This window comes from Luteococcus sp. H91 (assembly GCF_038433135.1).
In the GTDB taxonomy this organism is placed as follows: Bacteria; Actinomycetota; Actinomycetes; order Propionibacteriales; family Propionibacteriaceae; genus Luteococcus.
Map to the genome: position 1 here is coordinate 82,563 of NZ_JBCDMV010000024.1, position 13,328 is coordinate 95,890.

Consider the following 13,328-nt stretch of genomic DNA (forward strand, 5'->3'; position numbering starts at 1 on the left):
GCCCGGAACCGGCAAAGCGGAGCGAAGCGACTTCCTCGCTCTTGCGCTCTGACGAGGGTGCCTCGTCAGAGCTGATTGATGCCCTTGACCAGGGCGGGGCCGTTGTAGATGAAGCCGGTGTAGACCTGCACCAGCTGGGCACCGGCGTCGAACATCGCCCGGGCGTCGGCGGGGGTCATGATCCCGCCCACCCCGATCACCGGCAGCGACGAGTGCTGCACGATCTTGGCCACCATCTGCCGCGAGCGCACCGTCAGCGGGGCGCCGGACAGGCCACCGGCCTCGTCGGCCAGTTTCACGTCGGCGCCCACCAAGCCGTGCCGTTCCAGGGTGGTGTTGGTGGCGATGAGTCCGCTGACCCCGGCCAACTCGCAGGTGCCGATCACCTCGTAGAGCGCATCCCAGGACAGATCCGGCGCCACCTTGACGAAGATCGGCACCGGATTGCTCGGGTCGAGCGTCTTGGTCTCGGTCACCAGCGCCCGGGTCAGTTCGCGCAGGGCGTCGCCGTCCTGCAGTTTGCGCAGCCCCGGGGTGTTGGGGCTGGAGATGTTGATCGCGATGTAGTCGGCCTTGTCGGCGAGCAGTCTCAGGCTGGTCAGGTAGTCCTCGACGGCCCCCTCCAGCGGGGTGATCTTGGTCTTGCCCAGGCTGATCCCCAGCGGGATGCCGACGGCGCGATTGCCGCGGCGCACGCCCCAGCCGTCCAGCCGTCGGGCCAGATCCGCCGCTCCCCCGTTGTTGAAGCCCATTCGGTTGATGATCGCCTGGGACTGCTTGGCCCGGAAGATCCGGGGCTTGGGGTTGCCGGGTTGGGCCTGCGCGGTGACGGTGCCGAGCTCGGCGAAGCCGAAGCCCAGGCCGGCCCAGGCGCGCGCCGCGACGCCCTGCTTGTCCAGTCCGGCGGCGACGCCGACCCGGCCGGGGAAGCTGACGCCGGCCACCACGGTCTGTTGCCCGGCCGCGCCCAGCGCCCGGCCCCCCAGCCGTCGGATCGGCACGGGCACGGCACCAGCGGCACCGAGCACTCGGATCATGTCCTCGTGGATCTTCTCCGGGTCGCCGTCGCGCAGCCGGAAGAGCCCGGGCCGCACCGCATTGCGGTAGCCCAGCAGCAGCGCCCGGGTGGCGAGCTCGTTCACTGCTCGGCCTTCGCGATCGCCGCCTCGACGTCGTCCGCCCATTCCTGCAACGACTTCACGCCGATCGGGTGCGCCTCGGGATCGGCCGCCTCGGCACACAGCGCCTCGACCGCCTGGACGGTGGCCGCGAGCCCCTGAGCCGTGGTGATGCACGGGGCGTTGTGCACCACAGAGGAGGCGCGGATCTCGTAGCCGTCGGCCCGCTCGGATCCGGTGGGCTTGCCGGGGGTGTTGAAGACCGCATCCACCTTGCCGTCGCGGATCAGGTCGACGATGGTCGGCTCGCCGTTGGGGCCACGCCCGTCGGAGAGCTTGCGGACGACCGTGGTGCTGACGCCCTGGCGGCTGAGCACGGCCGCGGTGCCCTCGGTGGCCAGGATGGTGAAGCCCAGATCGTGCAGCCGCTTGACCGGGAAGATCGAGTGCCGCTTGTCCTTGTTGGCCATGGCGACGAAGAAGGTGCCGGAGGTGGGCAGGAACTGCGCGGCCGCGATCTGGCCCTTGGCGAAGGCCTCGCCGAAGGTCTGGGAGAGCCCCATCACCTCGCCGGTGGAGCGCATCTCCGGGCCCAGGATGGTGTCGACGTTGTGCCCGTCGGCGGTACGGAAGCGGTTGAAGGGCAGCACGGCCTCCTTCACGGCCATCGGTGCGCCGGGCCAGGTGTGCGCCCCGTCGACGCCGCTGCGCAGCACGCCCTGTTCCCGCAGCCCGGCGATGCTGGCGCCCATCATGATCAGGGTCGCCGCCTTGGCCAGCCCGGTGGCGGTGGCCTTGGAGACGAAGGGCACAGTGCGGCTGGCGCGCGGATTGGCCTCGAGCACGTAGAGCACGTCGCCGGCCAGGGCGAACTGGATGTTGATCAGGCCCTGCACCCCGACGCCCTTGGCGATCGCCTCGGTGGAGGTGCGGATCTGGTCGATCACCTCGCTGCCCAGCGTGATCGGCGGCAGCGCGCAGGCCGAGTCACCGGAGTGCACCCCCGCCTCCTCGATGTGCTCCATCACCCCGCCCAGGTAGAGCTCGGTCCCGTCGTAGAGGGCGTCGACGTCGATCTCCACCGCATCCAGCAGGAAGCGGTCCACCAGCACGGGGCTGGTGGCGCTGATCAGGGTGGAACTGGAGATGTAGCGCTGCAGGCTGGCCTCGTCGTAGACGATCTCCATCCCGCGGCCGCCCAGCACATAGCTGGGGCGCACCAGCACCGGGTAGCCGATCTGCTCGGCGACGCTGCGCGCCTGGTCGAAGCTGACGGCCATGCCGTGCGCCGGGGCGCGCAGGCCGGCGTCGGCCAGCACCGCCTCGAAGGCGCCGCGCTCCTCGGCCAGGTGGATCGCCTCGGGGCTGGTACCGACGATCGGCACCCCGGCGTCCTTCAACTGCTGGGCGAGCTTCAGCGGGGTCTGGCCACCGAGCTGGACGATCACGCCAGCCACCGGGCCGGCCTGGCATTCGGCGTGGTAGACCTCCAGCACGTCCTCCAGGGTGAGCGGCTCGAAGTACAGCCGGTCGGAGGTGTCGTAATCGGTGGAGACGGTCTCCGGGTTGCAGTTGACCATGATCGACTCGTAGCCGGCCTCCGACAGCGCCATCGCCGCGTGCACGCAGGAGTAGTCGAACTCGATGCCCTGACCGATCCGGTTGGGGCCGGAGCCCAGGATCAGCACCGCGGTCTTGGTGCGCGGCGCCACCTCGCTCTCCTCGTCGTAGGAGGAGTAGAGGTAGGGGGTCTGGGCGGCGAATTCGGCGGCACACGTGTCCACCGTCTTGTAGACCGGGCGGATGCCCAGCGCCCAGCGCACGCCGCGGACCACGTCCGTGGACAGCTTACGGGCGGCGGCGATCTGCGCGTCGGAGAAGCCGTGCCGCTTGGCCCGACGCAGCAACTCGGGGGTGAGCTCGGGGGCATCGGCCACCTCGCGGGCAATCTCGCTCAACGCGACCAGCTGGTCGATGAACCACGGGTCGATCTTGGTGGCCTCGAAGACCTCCTCGACGCTGGCACCGGCCATCAACGCCTGGAAGACCTCGCCCAGGCGGCCGTCGTGGGAACGCGAGGCGCTGGCCAGCAGCTCATCCTTGCTGCGGGTGGGCATGGTCAGCAGGAAGGGGGCCTTGGGATCCTCCAGCGAACGCAGGGCCTTGCCCAGCGCCTCGGTGAAGTTGCGGCCGATGGCCATCGCCTCACCGACGCTCTTCATGTGCGTCGTGAGGGTGTCGTCGGCGGTGGGGAACTTCTCGAAGGCAAAGCGCGGCACCTTCACCACGACGTAGTCCAAGGTGGGCTCGAAGCTGGCCGGGGTGCTGCCGGTGATGTCGTTGTCGATCTCGTCCAGCGTGTAGCCGACGGCCACCTTGGCGGCAATCTTGGCGATCGGGAAGCCGGTGGCCTTCGAGGCCAGAGCCGAGGAGCGGGAGACGCGCGGGTTCATCTCGATGACGACCATCCGGCCGTCAACCGGGTTGATGGCGAACTGGATGTTGCAGCCGCCGGTGTCGACGCCCACCTCGCGGATGATCGCGATGCCGACGTCGCGCATGAACTGGTATTCGCGGTCGGTCAGGGTCATCGACGGCGCGACGGTGATCGAGTCGCCGGTGTGGGTGCCCATCGGGTCCAGGTTCTCGATGGAGCAGACGATGACCACATTGTCCTTGCGGTCACGCATCACCTCCAGCTCGTACTCCTTCCAACCCAGGATCGATTCCTCGATCAGCACCTCCGTGGTGGGGCTGGCATCCAGGCCGGCGCCGGCAATGCGGCGCAGCTCGGCCTCGTCGTGGGCGAAGCCGGACCCCAGGCCGCCCATGGTGAACGACGGCCGCACCACCACGGGGTAGCCGAGTTCCTCGGCGGCGGCCAGCACCTCGTCCATGCTGTGACAGATCGCGGAACGGGCCACGCCGGCCTCGCCACCGGGAACGTCGAGGGACTCGACGATCTCCTTGAACATCTCACGGTTCTCACCGCGCTGGATGGCGTCGAAGTTGGCGCCGATCATCTCCACGCCGTACTTCTCGAGGATGCCGTTCTCGTGCAGGGCGATCGCGGCATTGAGCGCCGTCTGGCCACCCAGGGTGGGCAGGATCGCGTCGGGACGCTCCTTGGCGATAACCTTCTCCACGAAGGCCGGGGTGATCGGCTCGACGTAGGTGGCGTCGGCAAATTCCGGGTCGGTCATGATGGTGGCCGGGTTGGAGTTGACCAGGATCACCCGGTAGCCCTCCGCGCGCAGCACCCGGCAGGCCTGCGTGCCGGAGTAGTCGAACTCGGCGGCCTGGCCGATCACGATCGGGCCGGAGCCGATCACCAGGATCGAGTTGATGTCGGTGCGCTTTGGCATCAGTTCTTGCCTTCCTGGTTCTTGCTGGCGACCATCACGTCGGTGAAACGGTCAAACAGATAATCGGCGTCGTGCGGGCCGGCCGCGGCCTCGGGGTGGTACTGGACGCTGAAGCCGACCAGCTCGCCGTCGCGACGCAGTTCCAGGCCCTCCACCACGTCGTCGTTCAGGCACAGGTGGCTGACGGTGACGCTGCCGAAGTCGGTCTCGGTGGCCTGGTCGGTGGGTGCATCGACGGCGAAGCCGTGGTTGTGGGCGGTGATCTCCACCTTGCCGGTGGTGCGGTCCATCACCGGCTGGTTGATGCCGCGGTGGCCGTACTTCAGCTTGTAGGTGCCAAAGCCCAGGGCGCGCCCGAAGATCTGGTTGCCGAAGCAGATGCCGAAGTAGGGGTACTTGGCGGCCAGCACCTCGCGCAGCAGGGCCGTGGCGTGCTCCGCGGTGGACGGGTCGCCGGGGCCATTGGAGAAGAAGACGCCGTCGGGCCGGAGCTGGTCGATCTGCTCCATGGTGGTGCCGGCGGGCAGCACGTGCACCTCGATCCCCCGCTCGGCCATCCGGCGCGGGGTGTTCGACTTGATGCCCAGGTCGATGGCGGCGACGGTGAACAACTTCTCGCCGTTGGCGGGAACCACCACAGCTTCGGGGGTGGTGACGTCGTCGACCAGGTTCATCCCGGCCATCTCGGGCTGGGCCAGCACCTGCTGCTTCAGGGCCTCCGGATCGAGCGTCTCGGTGCTGATCGCAACCCGCATCGCGCCCCGTTCGCGCAGGTGACGGGTCAGGGCGCGGGTGTCGATCTGGCTGATCCCGACGATCTGCTGCCGGATGAGTTCCTCGTCGAGGGTGCGGCGGCTGCGCCAGTTGGAGGCGACGCGGGCGGGGTCGCGCACCACATAGCCGGCCACCCAGATCTGCTGGGACTCGTCGTCCTCGTCGTTCCACCCCGTGTTGCCGATGTGCGGCGCGGTGGCGACGACCACCTGGCGGTGGTAGCTGGGATCGGTCAGCGTCTCCTGGTAACCACTCATGCCGGTGGAGAAGACTGCCTCCCCGAAAGTGGTACCCGTGGCTCCGAAGGATTCGCCGCGGAAAAAGCGGCCATCCTCCAGGACCAGAATCGCGGGAACCGACGATTGTGAGGCGAACTGGGACGAGGTCATGGCCATCCTCCCCTGCCCGAGCCGGGCAAGGCCTTGCGGGTGAGTTGATCGACGGGAACCCTATCAGCACCGGGATGCCGTCACGCCAGTTCGCCCGCGAATGGGATCGTCAGTCGCGCATGTCCAGGTAGCTCTCCAGCTTCTTGCCGTTGATGAAGACCTGCGCCTTGCTGGCTCCGGGCGCCGCGCTCATGGCGGTCATCTCCAGCTGGGCCTCCAGCCGCGGATCGTCGCAGGTGCCGGACTGGGAGAAGCGCCCCTCCAGCCAGACGGTGACCAGGCCGGTCGACCGGTCGTACTTGCCGTCCACATAGCTCAAGTGCGACCGGCCGATCGGATTGGCCAGACCGGACATGCCCAGTTCCTCCGAGTGGTTGGCCAGCAGCTTGGTCATCGCGTCGCGCACCGGGGTGTTGCTGGCCGGCAGGGCGATCGCCGCCACGGCCGTGTCGCCGCAACCCAGGGCGCCTCCGTCGTCCAGGGAGATGTAGTAGAGGTGGGCAGCGCCGGAGGTGCCGGTGACCCCGCCGTCGGCCTTGGTCTGGGCGACCGTGGTGGCGCTCGACTGGTTGCTGGCACTCCCCGTGGGCCCCGCCGTGGCGCTGACCTCGGGGTCCGCGCTGGCCCGAGCTGCACTGGCCGGAACCGTGCTGGCGGGGGCACTGGCCGCGGGGATGCTCGAGCCGGGATCCGACGACGTGCGGGTGCCGGCGGGCTCGGCCGGGGTTGTCGCGGAGCAACCTCCCAGCAGGGCGAGCAGCAGCGTGCCGGTGACCATCATCGGACGTCTCATGGCATCAGTGTGCCGCCCCGCGGGCTCAGTGCTTGGCTGGTGCCCGGGCGGCCGCCCGGGCACCAGCATCTCCTCAGCTCAGAAGCGCCCCGCCAACGCCTCCAGCACCATCACCAACGACGTCGCGCCAGGGTCGGGGGTGCCGAGCGAACGCTCTCCCAGCGGACGGGCGCGCCCCACCTTGGCCACCAGATCCTTGGTGCTCTCCGCGCCCCGGCGCGCGGCGTCAACGGCGGCTGCCCGGCCGGCAGCCGGATCCGTGGCGGCGTGGTACGCGTCGACGGCGGGGGCCAGGGCGTCCACCATCGTCTTGTCCCCCACCGTGGCGCCGCCCAGCCGGACCACGGCGTCCAGCGCGGCGGTCAGGGCCGTGCCCACTGCCTGCTCGTCGGCATCGTCCTGATCGCCCAGCACCGCACCGATCGCGGTCAACAGGGCACCCCACAGGGCGCCGGATGTGCCGCCCGCGGCATCCGACCAGGCCTGGCCGGCACCGGCCAGCAGGGTCTGGGCACCGGCCTGCTGCGCTGCCAGATCCTTGGCCGTGGCGGCCGCCGCAGCGGATCCCTTGTGCATGGCACTGCCGTGATCACCGTCCCCGGCCACCGCATCCAGGTCTCCCAGCTCCCGTTCCTTGTCTGCCAGCAGGACTGCCAGGGCGTCCAGGGCGTCGGTGACGGCCCACGCAACCTGCTGCGAGCCCTCGCTGCCGGGCGCCGCAACGGTGGCCTTGATCGCCTCCTGCTGCAACTCGGCGTCGTCCCGCTCGATCTCTCCCACCGAGCCGCGACGGTAGGCGGGGGTGTCGCAGGCCGCAAACCAGTACTGCTCCAGTTCGTCGTCCAGGAAGACCAGGGTGAGGCTGATCCCGGCCATGTCCAGGCTGGTGACGAACTCCCCCACCTCACCCTGGGCGATGTCCAGCCCGGCGTCGCGCAGATAACGCTGGACGCTGTGCCAGACCACGAACATCTCCTCATACTTGCTGGCGCCCAGACCGTTGAGGATGGCCACCACCCGGTCACCCTGGGTGACCGGGTGATCGGCCAGCAGCCCGTCGACCAGCAGTTTGGCCACCTCGTCCGCGCTGCCCAGGTCCGCCTCGTCGACGCCGGCCTCGCCATGGATGCCCAGGCCGATCCCCATCCGGCCGTCGGGGACGGTGAACAGCGGATGGTCGGCGCCGGGCAGGGTGCAGCCGGCGAAGGCCACGCCATAGGAGCGGGTGGCGTCGTTGGCCTTGGTGAAGACCCGCTCCACCTCGTCGATGTCCAAGCCGGCCTCGCATGCGGCGCCGGTGATCTTGAAGGTCGGCAGGTCGCCGGCAATGCCGCGGCGCTTGAGGTGCTCCTCGGGGCACGCGGAGGCGATGTCGTCGGTGACCAGCAGGGTTCGGGCCTCGATGCCATCGGTCTTCAGCCGCTCCACGGCCTGACCGAAGTGCAGCACGTCGCCGGCATAGTTGCCGAAGCCGATCAGCACACCGGCGCCCCGCTCGGCGGCCTTGCACACGCTGTAGGCCTGCGCACCCGACGGCGAGGAGAAGATGTTGCCGCAAACCGCACCGTCGGCGAAACCGGGGCCCACCCAACCGGCGAAGGCCGGGTAGTGGCCCGACCCGCCGCCGACCACCAGCGCCACCTTGCCCTGCGGGGTCCTGGTGGAGCGCACCACGCCACCGAAGACGGGCTTCACGTACTGACTGAAGGCATCGGCGAAGCCGGCAACCGCCTCGGCCGGGAAGTCGTCGGGATTGTTCACAAGACGCGTCATTGCGTTCTCCTGGGTTGGTCGTCCTGGCGCCCGTGAGCCCAAACTCACACAGGCCATGTGAAATTCACCCTAGTTCGTGAGGGTGCCACTGGCTAGAGTCGGGGCCATGGATATGCACGCAGCGGTGCTGAATGCCCCCAACGACTTCCAGCTCACCCGTCGACGCGTCCCGGAAGCTGGGCCCGGCGAAGTACTGCTGCGGATCGAGGCCACCACGCTGTGCGGCACGGATCTGCGGCTGATCAGCGGCGCCAAGACGGCGGGCATTCGGCCGGGCGTCGTGCTGGGCCATGAGATCGCCGGCCGGGTGGAAGCAGTCGGCGACGGCGTCGACGGCTACCCGATCGGCGCCCAGGCCACGGTCTCCATCGTGGTCAGCTGCAACCGCTGCCCCGCCTGTCTGGCTGGCCGGGAGCACTTCTGCGCCAACCTGGAACTGATCGGTTACGCCATCGATGGTGGCCTGGCCGAATACCTGGTGGTGCCGGCGCACGCCGTGGCTCACGGGAATGTGATCCTGACGCCCGAGATGCCCGCCCGGACCCTGTGCCTGGCCGAGCCGCTGAGCTGCGTGCTGAACGGCGCGAGCCAGTTCACCACCCGCCCCGGGGACACGGTGGTGGTGCTCGGCGCTGGCCCGATCGGCCTGCTGCACACCCAGCTGGCCAAGGCGCAGGGCGCCAGCCGGATCATCGTCACCAACCGCTCCGCGCCCCGCCGGGAACTCGCGCTGGAGCTGGGCGCCAGCCATGCCGTCGATCCCACCACCGAGGATCTCCAGGCCGTCGTCGACGAGGTCACCGACGGCCAGGGCGCCGACGTGGTGGTGGTGGCGATCGGGGCGCTGCCGCTGGCCAACCAGGCCCTGCACCTGGCGGGCGTCGGGGGCCGGGTGAACTACTTCGCCGGCTTCCCCAAGGGCAGCACGGTGGAGATGGATCCCAACCTGGTGCACTACAAGGAATTGCAGGTCACCGGCGGATCCAATGCCCGGCGCAGCGACGTCCACCGCGCGGTCCAGGTCCTGGCCTCCGGGGCGATCGACGCGGAGAAGATCGTCACCCACAGCTTCGCCCTGACCGAGGTGGATCGGGCGGTTCAGGCGGTGGCGGACCAACTGGGCGTGAAGGTGGCCGTCGAACCGCGGTGAGTCGACGCGCACACAGCGCGGCCGCCGTGGTCCGTGACCACGGCGGCCGCACTGGTGGAGACCTCAGGCCTCGGGGGTCTTCTTGGTCCGCATGGCCTGCGCCAGCAGGCCGTTGATGAAGGAGGCCGAATCGTCGGTGGAGAACTCGGTGGCCAGGGCCACGGCCTCCGAGATCACGGCCTCGTCGGCCGTCTCGGAGTAGTCGATCTCCCACACGGCGATCCGGGCCAGGTTCCGATCGACCCGGGGCATCCGCTCCATCGTCCACTCGGCGCTGCAGCACTCGGCGACGCGCTGGTCGATGATCCCCATGTGCTCGTCGATCCCCCGGATGATCTCCTCGGTGAAGGCGCGCACCGGCGGCTCACCGTGGGCGATGTACTCGTCCAGCGTCGTCAGCAGGTCACGATCCCGCAGCTCGGCCTCGAAGAGGATGTCCAGGGCCTTCTTGCGCGCCTTGGTGCGGGTGCTGTGGTGCGGATTGGGCACCACCGGCACGGGCTCGGCGGAGATCTTGAGGAGGTCGGGGCGCCCCGGAACGGGGGTCCCGACGATCTCGTCGTCGCTCATCAGTTGCTGACGCGGGAGAGGTACTCGCCCGTGCGGGTGTCGACCTTGATCTTCTCGCCGGTGGTGATGAACAGCGGCACGTTGACCTGCTTGCCGGTCTCCAGCGTGGCGGGCTTGGTGCCACCGGTGGAGCGGTCGCCCTGCAGGCCCGGCTCGGTGTAGGTGATCTCCAGCTCAACCGAGGCGGGCATCTCGATGAACAGCGGGTTGCCCTCGTGCATCGCGACGGTGGCGACGGCCTCCGGCAGGAGGTAGTCCTTGGCGTCGCCGACGGTCTCCTCCTGGATGGTGATCTGGTCGTAGCTCTCGGTGTCCATGAAGACGAAGCCGTCGCCGTCGTGGTACAGGTACTGCATGTCCCGACGATCGACCGTGGCGGTGTCCACCTTGGTGTCGGAGTTGAACGTCTTGTCAACCACCTTGCCGGTCAGCACGTGCTTCAGCTTGCTGCGCACGACGGTGTTGCCCTTGCCCGGCTTGTGGTGCTGGAACCACTGCACCTGCCACAGCTGGCCGTCCAGGTCGAGGACCATGCCATTCTTCAGATCATTGGTGGAGACCACGTACTTCCCTTTCACAGATGTCTACCGAGAGCTCGGCACGACAGTTTAACCCGCGAGGCCCCACACCGGTTAACCCGACGGTGGACACCGCGTTGCCCCAGCGGCGCGCCTCGCTATCGTGGCGGCCATGCAAGCCCTGCCCCGCCCAGCCACGGCGCCGAAGCTCGGCCCGCGCCATGTCACCCTGAGCGACGTGGCCGAGGTGGGCCCCGCGCAGGCAGGCAGTGACGAACTGGTCACCGAACAACGCGTCCGGGCGCTGGCACTGGACGCGCATTCCAGCGAATTCACCGAACTCGTCAGTCTGGAGATTGCCGGCGGCAGCCTGGCCGATTCCGACTGGTACCGCACCACCTGGGTGGACGTCCGGCTGGACGGGGCGGACGGGGCCAATGCTGCCTTCACCGAGTCGGGCCTGAAACGCGTGGCCTGGCAACGCTGCCGGCTGGTGGGGCTCGCCCTGTCCGGCTGCACCCTGGCCGACGTCTCGCACACCGAATGCCTGTTGGGAATGGCCAATTTCCGCTTCGCCAGTCTCACCCGGGTGGAGTTCCTCGGCTGTGAACTGACCGGCGCCGACTTCACCAACGCCCGACTGCTGGACGTCACCTTCACCGACTGTGTGCTCACCGATGCCACCTTCACCCAGGCCAGCTGCGAGCAGGTGGTGCTGCAGGGCGGCGAGCTCTCCGGGATCCGCGGGCTGGACGGGCTGCGCGGCGCAACAATCCACGTCGACAACCTCACCGAGATTGCGCAGGAGATGGCAACCCAGCTGGGCTTCCAGCTGATCGCCCACTGACCGGCCCGGCCCTCACCGACGGGGTGAGCCAACCTCTTCCTAGGCTGTGCTCACCACCTGACCCAGAGGAGCCGAGATGTCGCAGCCACCCAGTTCCCAGGATCCCTGGTCGGTCACCCCGCAACCGACCAACCCAGCCCTACCCGCCAGCCCCGGGCGGTTACCCCGGCATCGGCTCCAATCCCGGTCAACCGGCTAGCTCACAACCGCAGCCGGGCGCCTACCCTCCGGTGGGAGATCACTATTCGGGATACCCGCCGCCGGGACAGCCACAGCCGGGGCCTCAAGCAGGCGGCTCTCCACGGTACGCACCTGGTTGGGGTCAGCAGGGCTACCAGCCGCCGCAACAGCCTGCGGATCCGGACTAGCCGCGGCGTGGTCGGCTCCTGGTCTGGCTCGGCTCGGGCCTGCTGGTGCTCAGCCTGGTGCTGCTGGCCGTCGGGGTCCTGTCCTTGATCAGGGGGGTGTCCTCCATCGACGACGACAAGGTGTCATTGGCCAGCGGCTACGCCTCCGTGCAACTCGACGCGGGTGAGGGCCGCACCGTGTGGAGCACCACCCGCACCGACGCGTCCTGCGAGGTGCGGGGGCCCGCCGGCGAGGTGGAGGTGTCGGAGAGCAGCGTCAGCGCGAGCAGCGGCAGCCGCCAGTACTTCGGCGTGGCGAGTTTCACTGCCCCCGAGGCCGGCCGGTACCGCGTCACCTGCGAGGCCTCCGACGACTTTCGTGGCTTCATCGGCAAGCAGATGAACGGGGGAACCATCGCGGTCTTCGTCGGATCGTTGATCGGCGCCATCCTGGGAATGATCGCCAGCATCTTCCTGCTGGTGATCGGCCTGATCAAGAAGGGGCGAAGTCGGGCAAGCTGACCTCGATCGGGTCGCTCGCGGCCACCGTCTGGTTCCCGGAGGACAGCCAGGCCAACCACTGGCCGTGCGGCGCCACCCTGGCCAGGGGGTGCGCGTCCAACGCAATCACGAAGGACGGGTCACCCTGCCAGGCGTCGTGCTCGGCAAGTCGGTCACGGATCGGCCGCAGCACCTTCTCCCCCTCGCTGGAGAGCCAGCGGACCCCACGTGACCGCATCCCCTGCACCAGCTCCACGAAGCGCGCCCGATCCTCCCGCTGGAAGTAGGCCAGGGCCGCGGAGTGCAGCAGGACGGGCGTCATCCCGTCCGGTACCGCGTCGACGACCTCCTCGAGCACAGCGAGCGCATTGCCGCGCACCCGCTGGGCGGGCAGGCCTGCCGTCAGTTCCAGACAGGCCGCCAGCCGACGCTCCCGGTCTTCCTGGCCCGGCCAGACCAGGGCGCGCAGCCATCTGGCGTCGGATTCGTCGGCAGGGTCCAAGGGGTTCAGGTCGATCCCGACGCGCCAGCCGATCCTGGGCAGCTCGGTGGGCAGCGGCGCCGGTCCCGTGACCTCACAGCGGAAGACCGGCGCCTGCTCCGTCGGCCGCACTTCCACGACGCCGGTGGATTGCTCCCAGCGATAGCCATAGTGGTCGGGGAAGAGGCAGAGCCCCGCGGAGCAGCCCACCTCGATCAGGGCGAGCGGCTGACGAGTCTGCTGCTCGATCAGCCCCAGGGCGGGAACCAGCCCCGCGCAGCGGGCCGGCTCATTGGTCTGGGTGGCCCGGGTGAGGATGATCCGCTCGATCTCGGGCCAGCGCTGCCGCACGAAGTCGAGCAGTCCCGGGCCCGGCTCCAGTGGGGCGTCCAGGTAGCGCAATGCGCCCAGGAAGAGGTTCGGTTGACGCTTCGTGCCGGGCAGCGGATCCAGCAGGGCGGCCAGCTCCGGCTCGTGCGCCACCCAGCGGCAGACGGCCCCCCACACCGGCGAGGTCGGTGCGGTTTCGTCGCCGAACCACTCGTAGAGCTCGGCGATGGACGCGTCGGCCCACATGTGTACGCCCTTCATGCCGCGAGGCTACCAATGGCAAGGTGACTCGGAGTCAGGCCGCAGACGGCACAGTGCCCGGGACTTTAAGTCCTGGTACCCCCCACCCCCCGATCCAAAGATCCACACCCA

The 13,328-nt window shown here is 69.1% G+C and carries 11 protein-coding genes; 3 read left to right on the plus strand and 8 right to left on the minus strand.

The features are described from left to right. Nucleotides 1-65 precede the first annotated feature (65 nt). The 5 genes from AAEX57_RS13080 to dhaL all read right to left on the minus strand — a co-directional run bounded on the left by AAEX57_RS13080 (nucleotide 66) and on the right by dhaL (nucleotide 8,212). The gene (locus tag AAEX57_RS13080) at nucleotides 66-1,142 is read right to left on the minus strand and encodes a quinone-dependent dihydroorotate dehydrogenase (RefSeq protein WP_342092737.1); all 1,077 of its coding nucleotides are present in this window, start codon (nucleotides 1,140-1,142) and stop codon (nucleotides 66-68) included. Then, nucleotides 1,139-4,483 (minus strand): carbamoyl-phosphate synthase large subunit, encoded by a 3,345-nt coding sequence (carB, locus tag AAEX57_RS13085; RefSeq protein WP_342092736.1) that lies wholly within the window; start codon nucleotides 4,481-4,483, stop codon nucleotides 1,139-1,141. The genes AAEX57_RS13080 and carB overlap by 4 nt, the downstream gene beginning before the upstream one ends. After that, a complete protein-coding gene (gene carA / locus AAEX57_RS13090; protein ID WP_342092735.1) occupies nucleotides 4,483-5,646 on the minus strand; it encodes a glutamine-hydrolyzing carbamoyl-phosphate synthase small subunit in 1,164 nt (387 codons plus the stop codon). Before carA ends, carB begins: the two co-directional genes overlap by 1 nt. Before the next feature lie 109 nt (nucleotides 5,647-5,755). Further along, nucleotides 5,756-6,439, minus strand: coding sequence for a hypothetical protein (locus tag AAEX57_RS13095; protein ID WP_342092734.1), 684 nt, complete (start codon nucleotides 6,437-6,439; stop codon nucleotides 5,756-5,758). A 78-nt stretch (nucleotides 6,440-6,517) separates the two neighbouring features. Further along, nucleotides 6,518-8,212: a dihydroxyacetone kinase subunit DhaL gene (gene dhaL / locus AAEX57_RS13100; RefSeq protein WP_342092733.1), complete on the minus strand. Its 1,695-nt coding sequence runs from the start codon at nucleotides 8,210-8,212 to the stop codon at nucleotides 6,518-6,520. 106 nt (nucleotides 8,213-8,318) lie between these two features. On the opposite strand from dhaL, the gene AAEX57_RS13105 reads away from it, so the two are divergent. Next, nucleotides 8,319-9,362 carry a zinc-binding dehydrogenase gene (locus AAEX57_RS13105; RefSeq protein WP_342092732.1) on the plus strand — a complete coding sequence of 348 codons (1,044 nt, stop codon included), beginning with the start codon at nucleotides 8,319-8,321 and terminating at the stop codon, nucleotides 9,360-9,362. Between the two features lie 63 nt (nucleotides 9,363-9,425). Here the strand turns inward: AAEX57_RS13105 and nusB are convergent, their stop codons facing one another. Both nusB and efp read right to left on the minus strand, forming a co-directional pair. Then, nucleotides 9,426-9,932: a transcription antitermination factor NusB gene (nusB, locus tag AAEX57_RS13110; protein WP_342092731.1), complete on the minus strand. Its 507-nt coding sequence runs from the start codon at nucleotides 9,930-9,932 to the stop codon at nucleotides 9,426-9,428. Beyond that, complete coding sequence (gene efp / locus AAEX57_RS13115; RefSeq protein ID WP_342092730.1) at nucleotides 9,932-10,495, minus strand: elongation factor P; 564 nt, start codon at nucleotides 10,493-10,495, stop codon at nucleotides 9,932-9,934. Before efp ends, nusB begins: the two co-directional genes overlap by 1 nt. A 127-nt stretch (nucleotides 10,496-10,622) precedes the next feature. Between efp and AAEX57_RS13120 the strand changes: the two genes are divergently transcribed. Beyond that, on the plus strand, nucleotides 10,623-11,297 hold the full coding sequence (locus AAEX57_RS13120; RefSeq protein WP_342092729.1) for a pentapeptide repeat-containing protein: 675 nt from the start codon (nucleotides 10,623-10,625) through the stop codon (nucleotides 11,295-11,297). 413 nt (nucleotides 11,298-11,710) lie between these two features. Continuing rightward, nucleotides 11,711-12,166, plus strand: coding sequence for a hypothetical protein (locus tag AAEX57_RS13125; RefSeq protein WP_342092728.1), 456 nt, complete (start codon nucleotides 11,711-11,713; stop codon nucleotides 12,164-12,166). On the opposite strand, the gene AAEX57_RS13130 is transcribed toward AAEX57_RS13125, so the two are convergent. Then, on the minus strand, nucleotides 12,138-13,217 hold the full coding sequence (locus tag AAEX57_RS13130; protein ID WP_342092727.1) for a DUF2332 domain-containing protein: 1,080 nt from the start codon (nucleotides 13,215-13,217) through the stop codon (nucleotides 12,138-12,140). The two genes, AAEX57_RS13125 and AAEX57_RS13130, sit on opposite strands and share 29 nt — an antisense overlap. Nucleotides 13,218-13,328 lie beyond the last annotated feature (111 nt).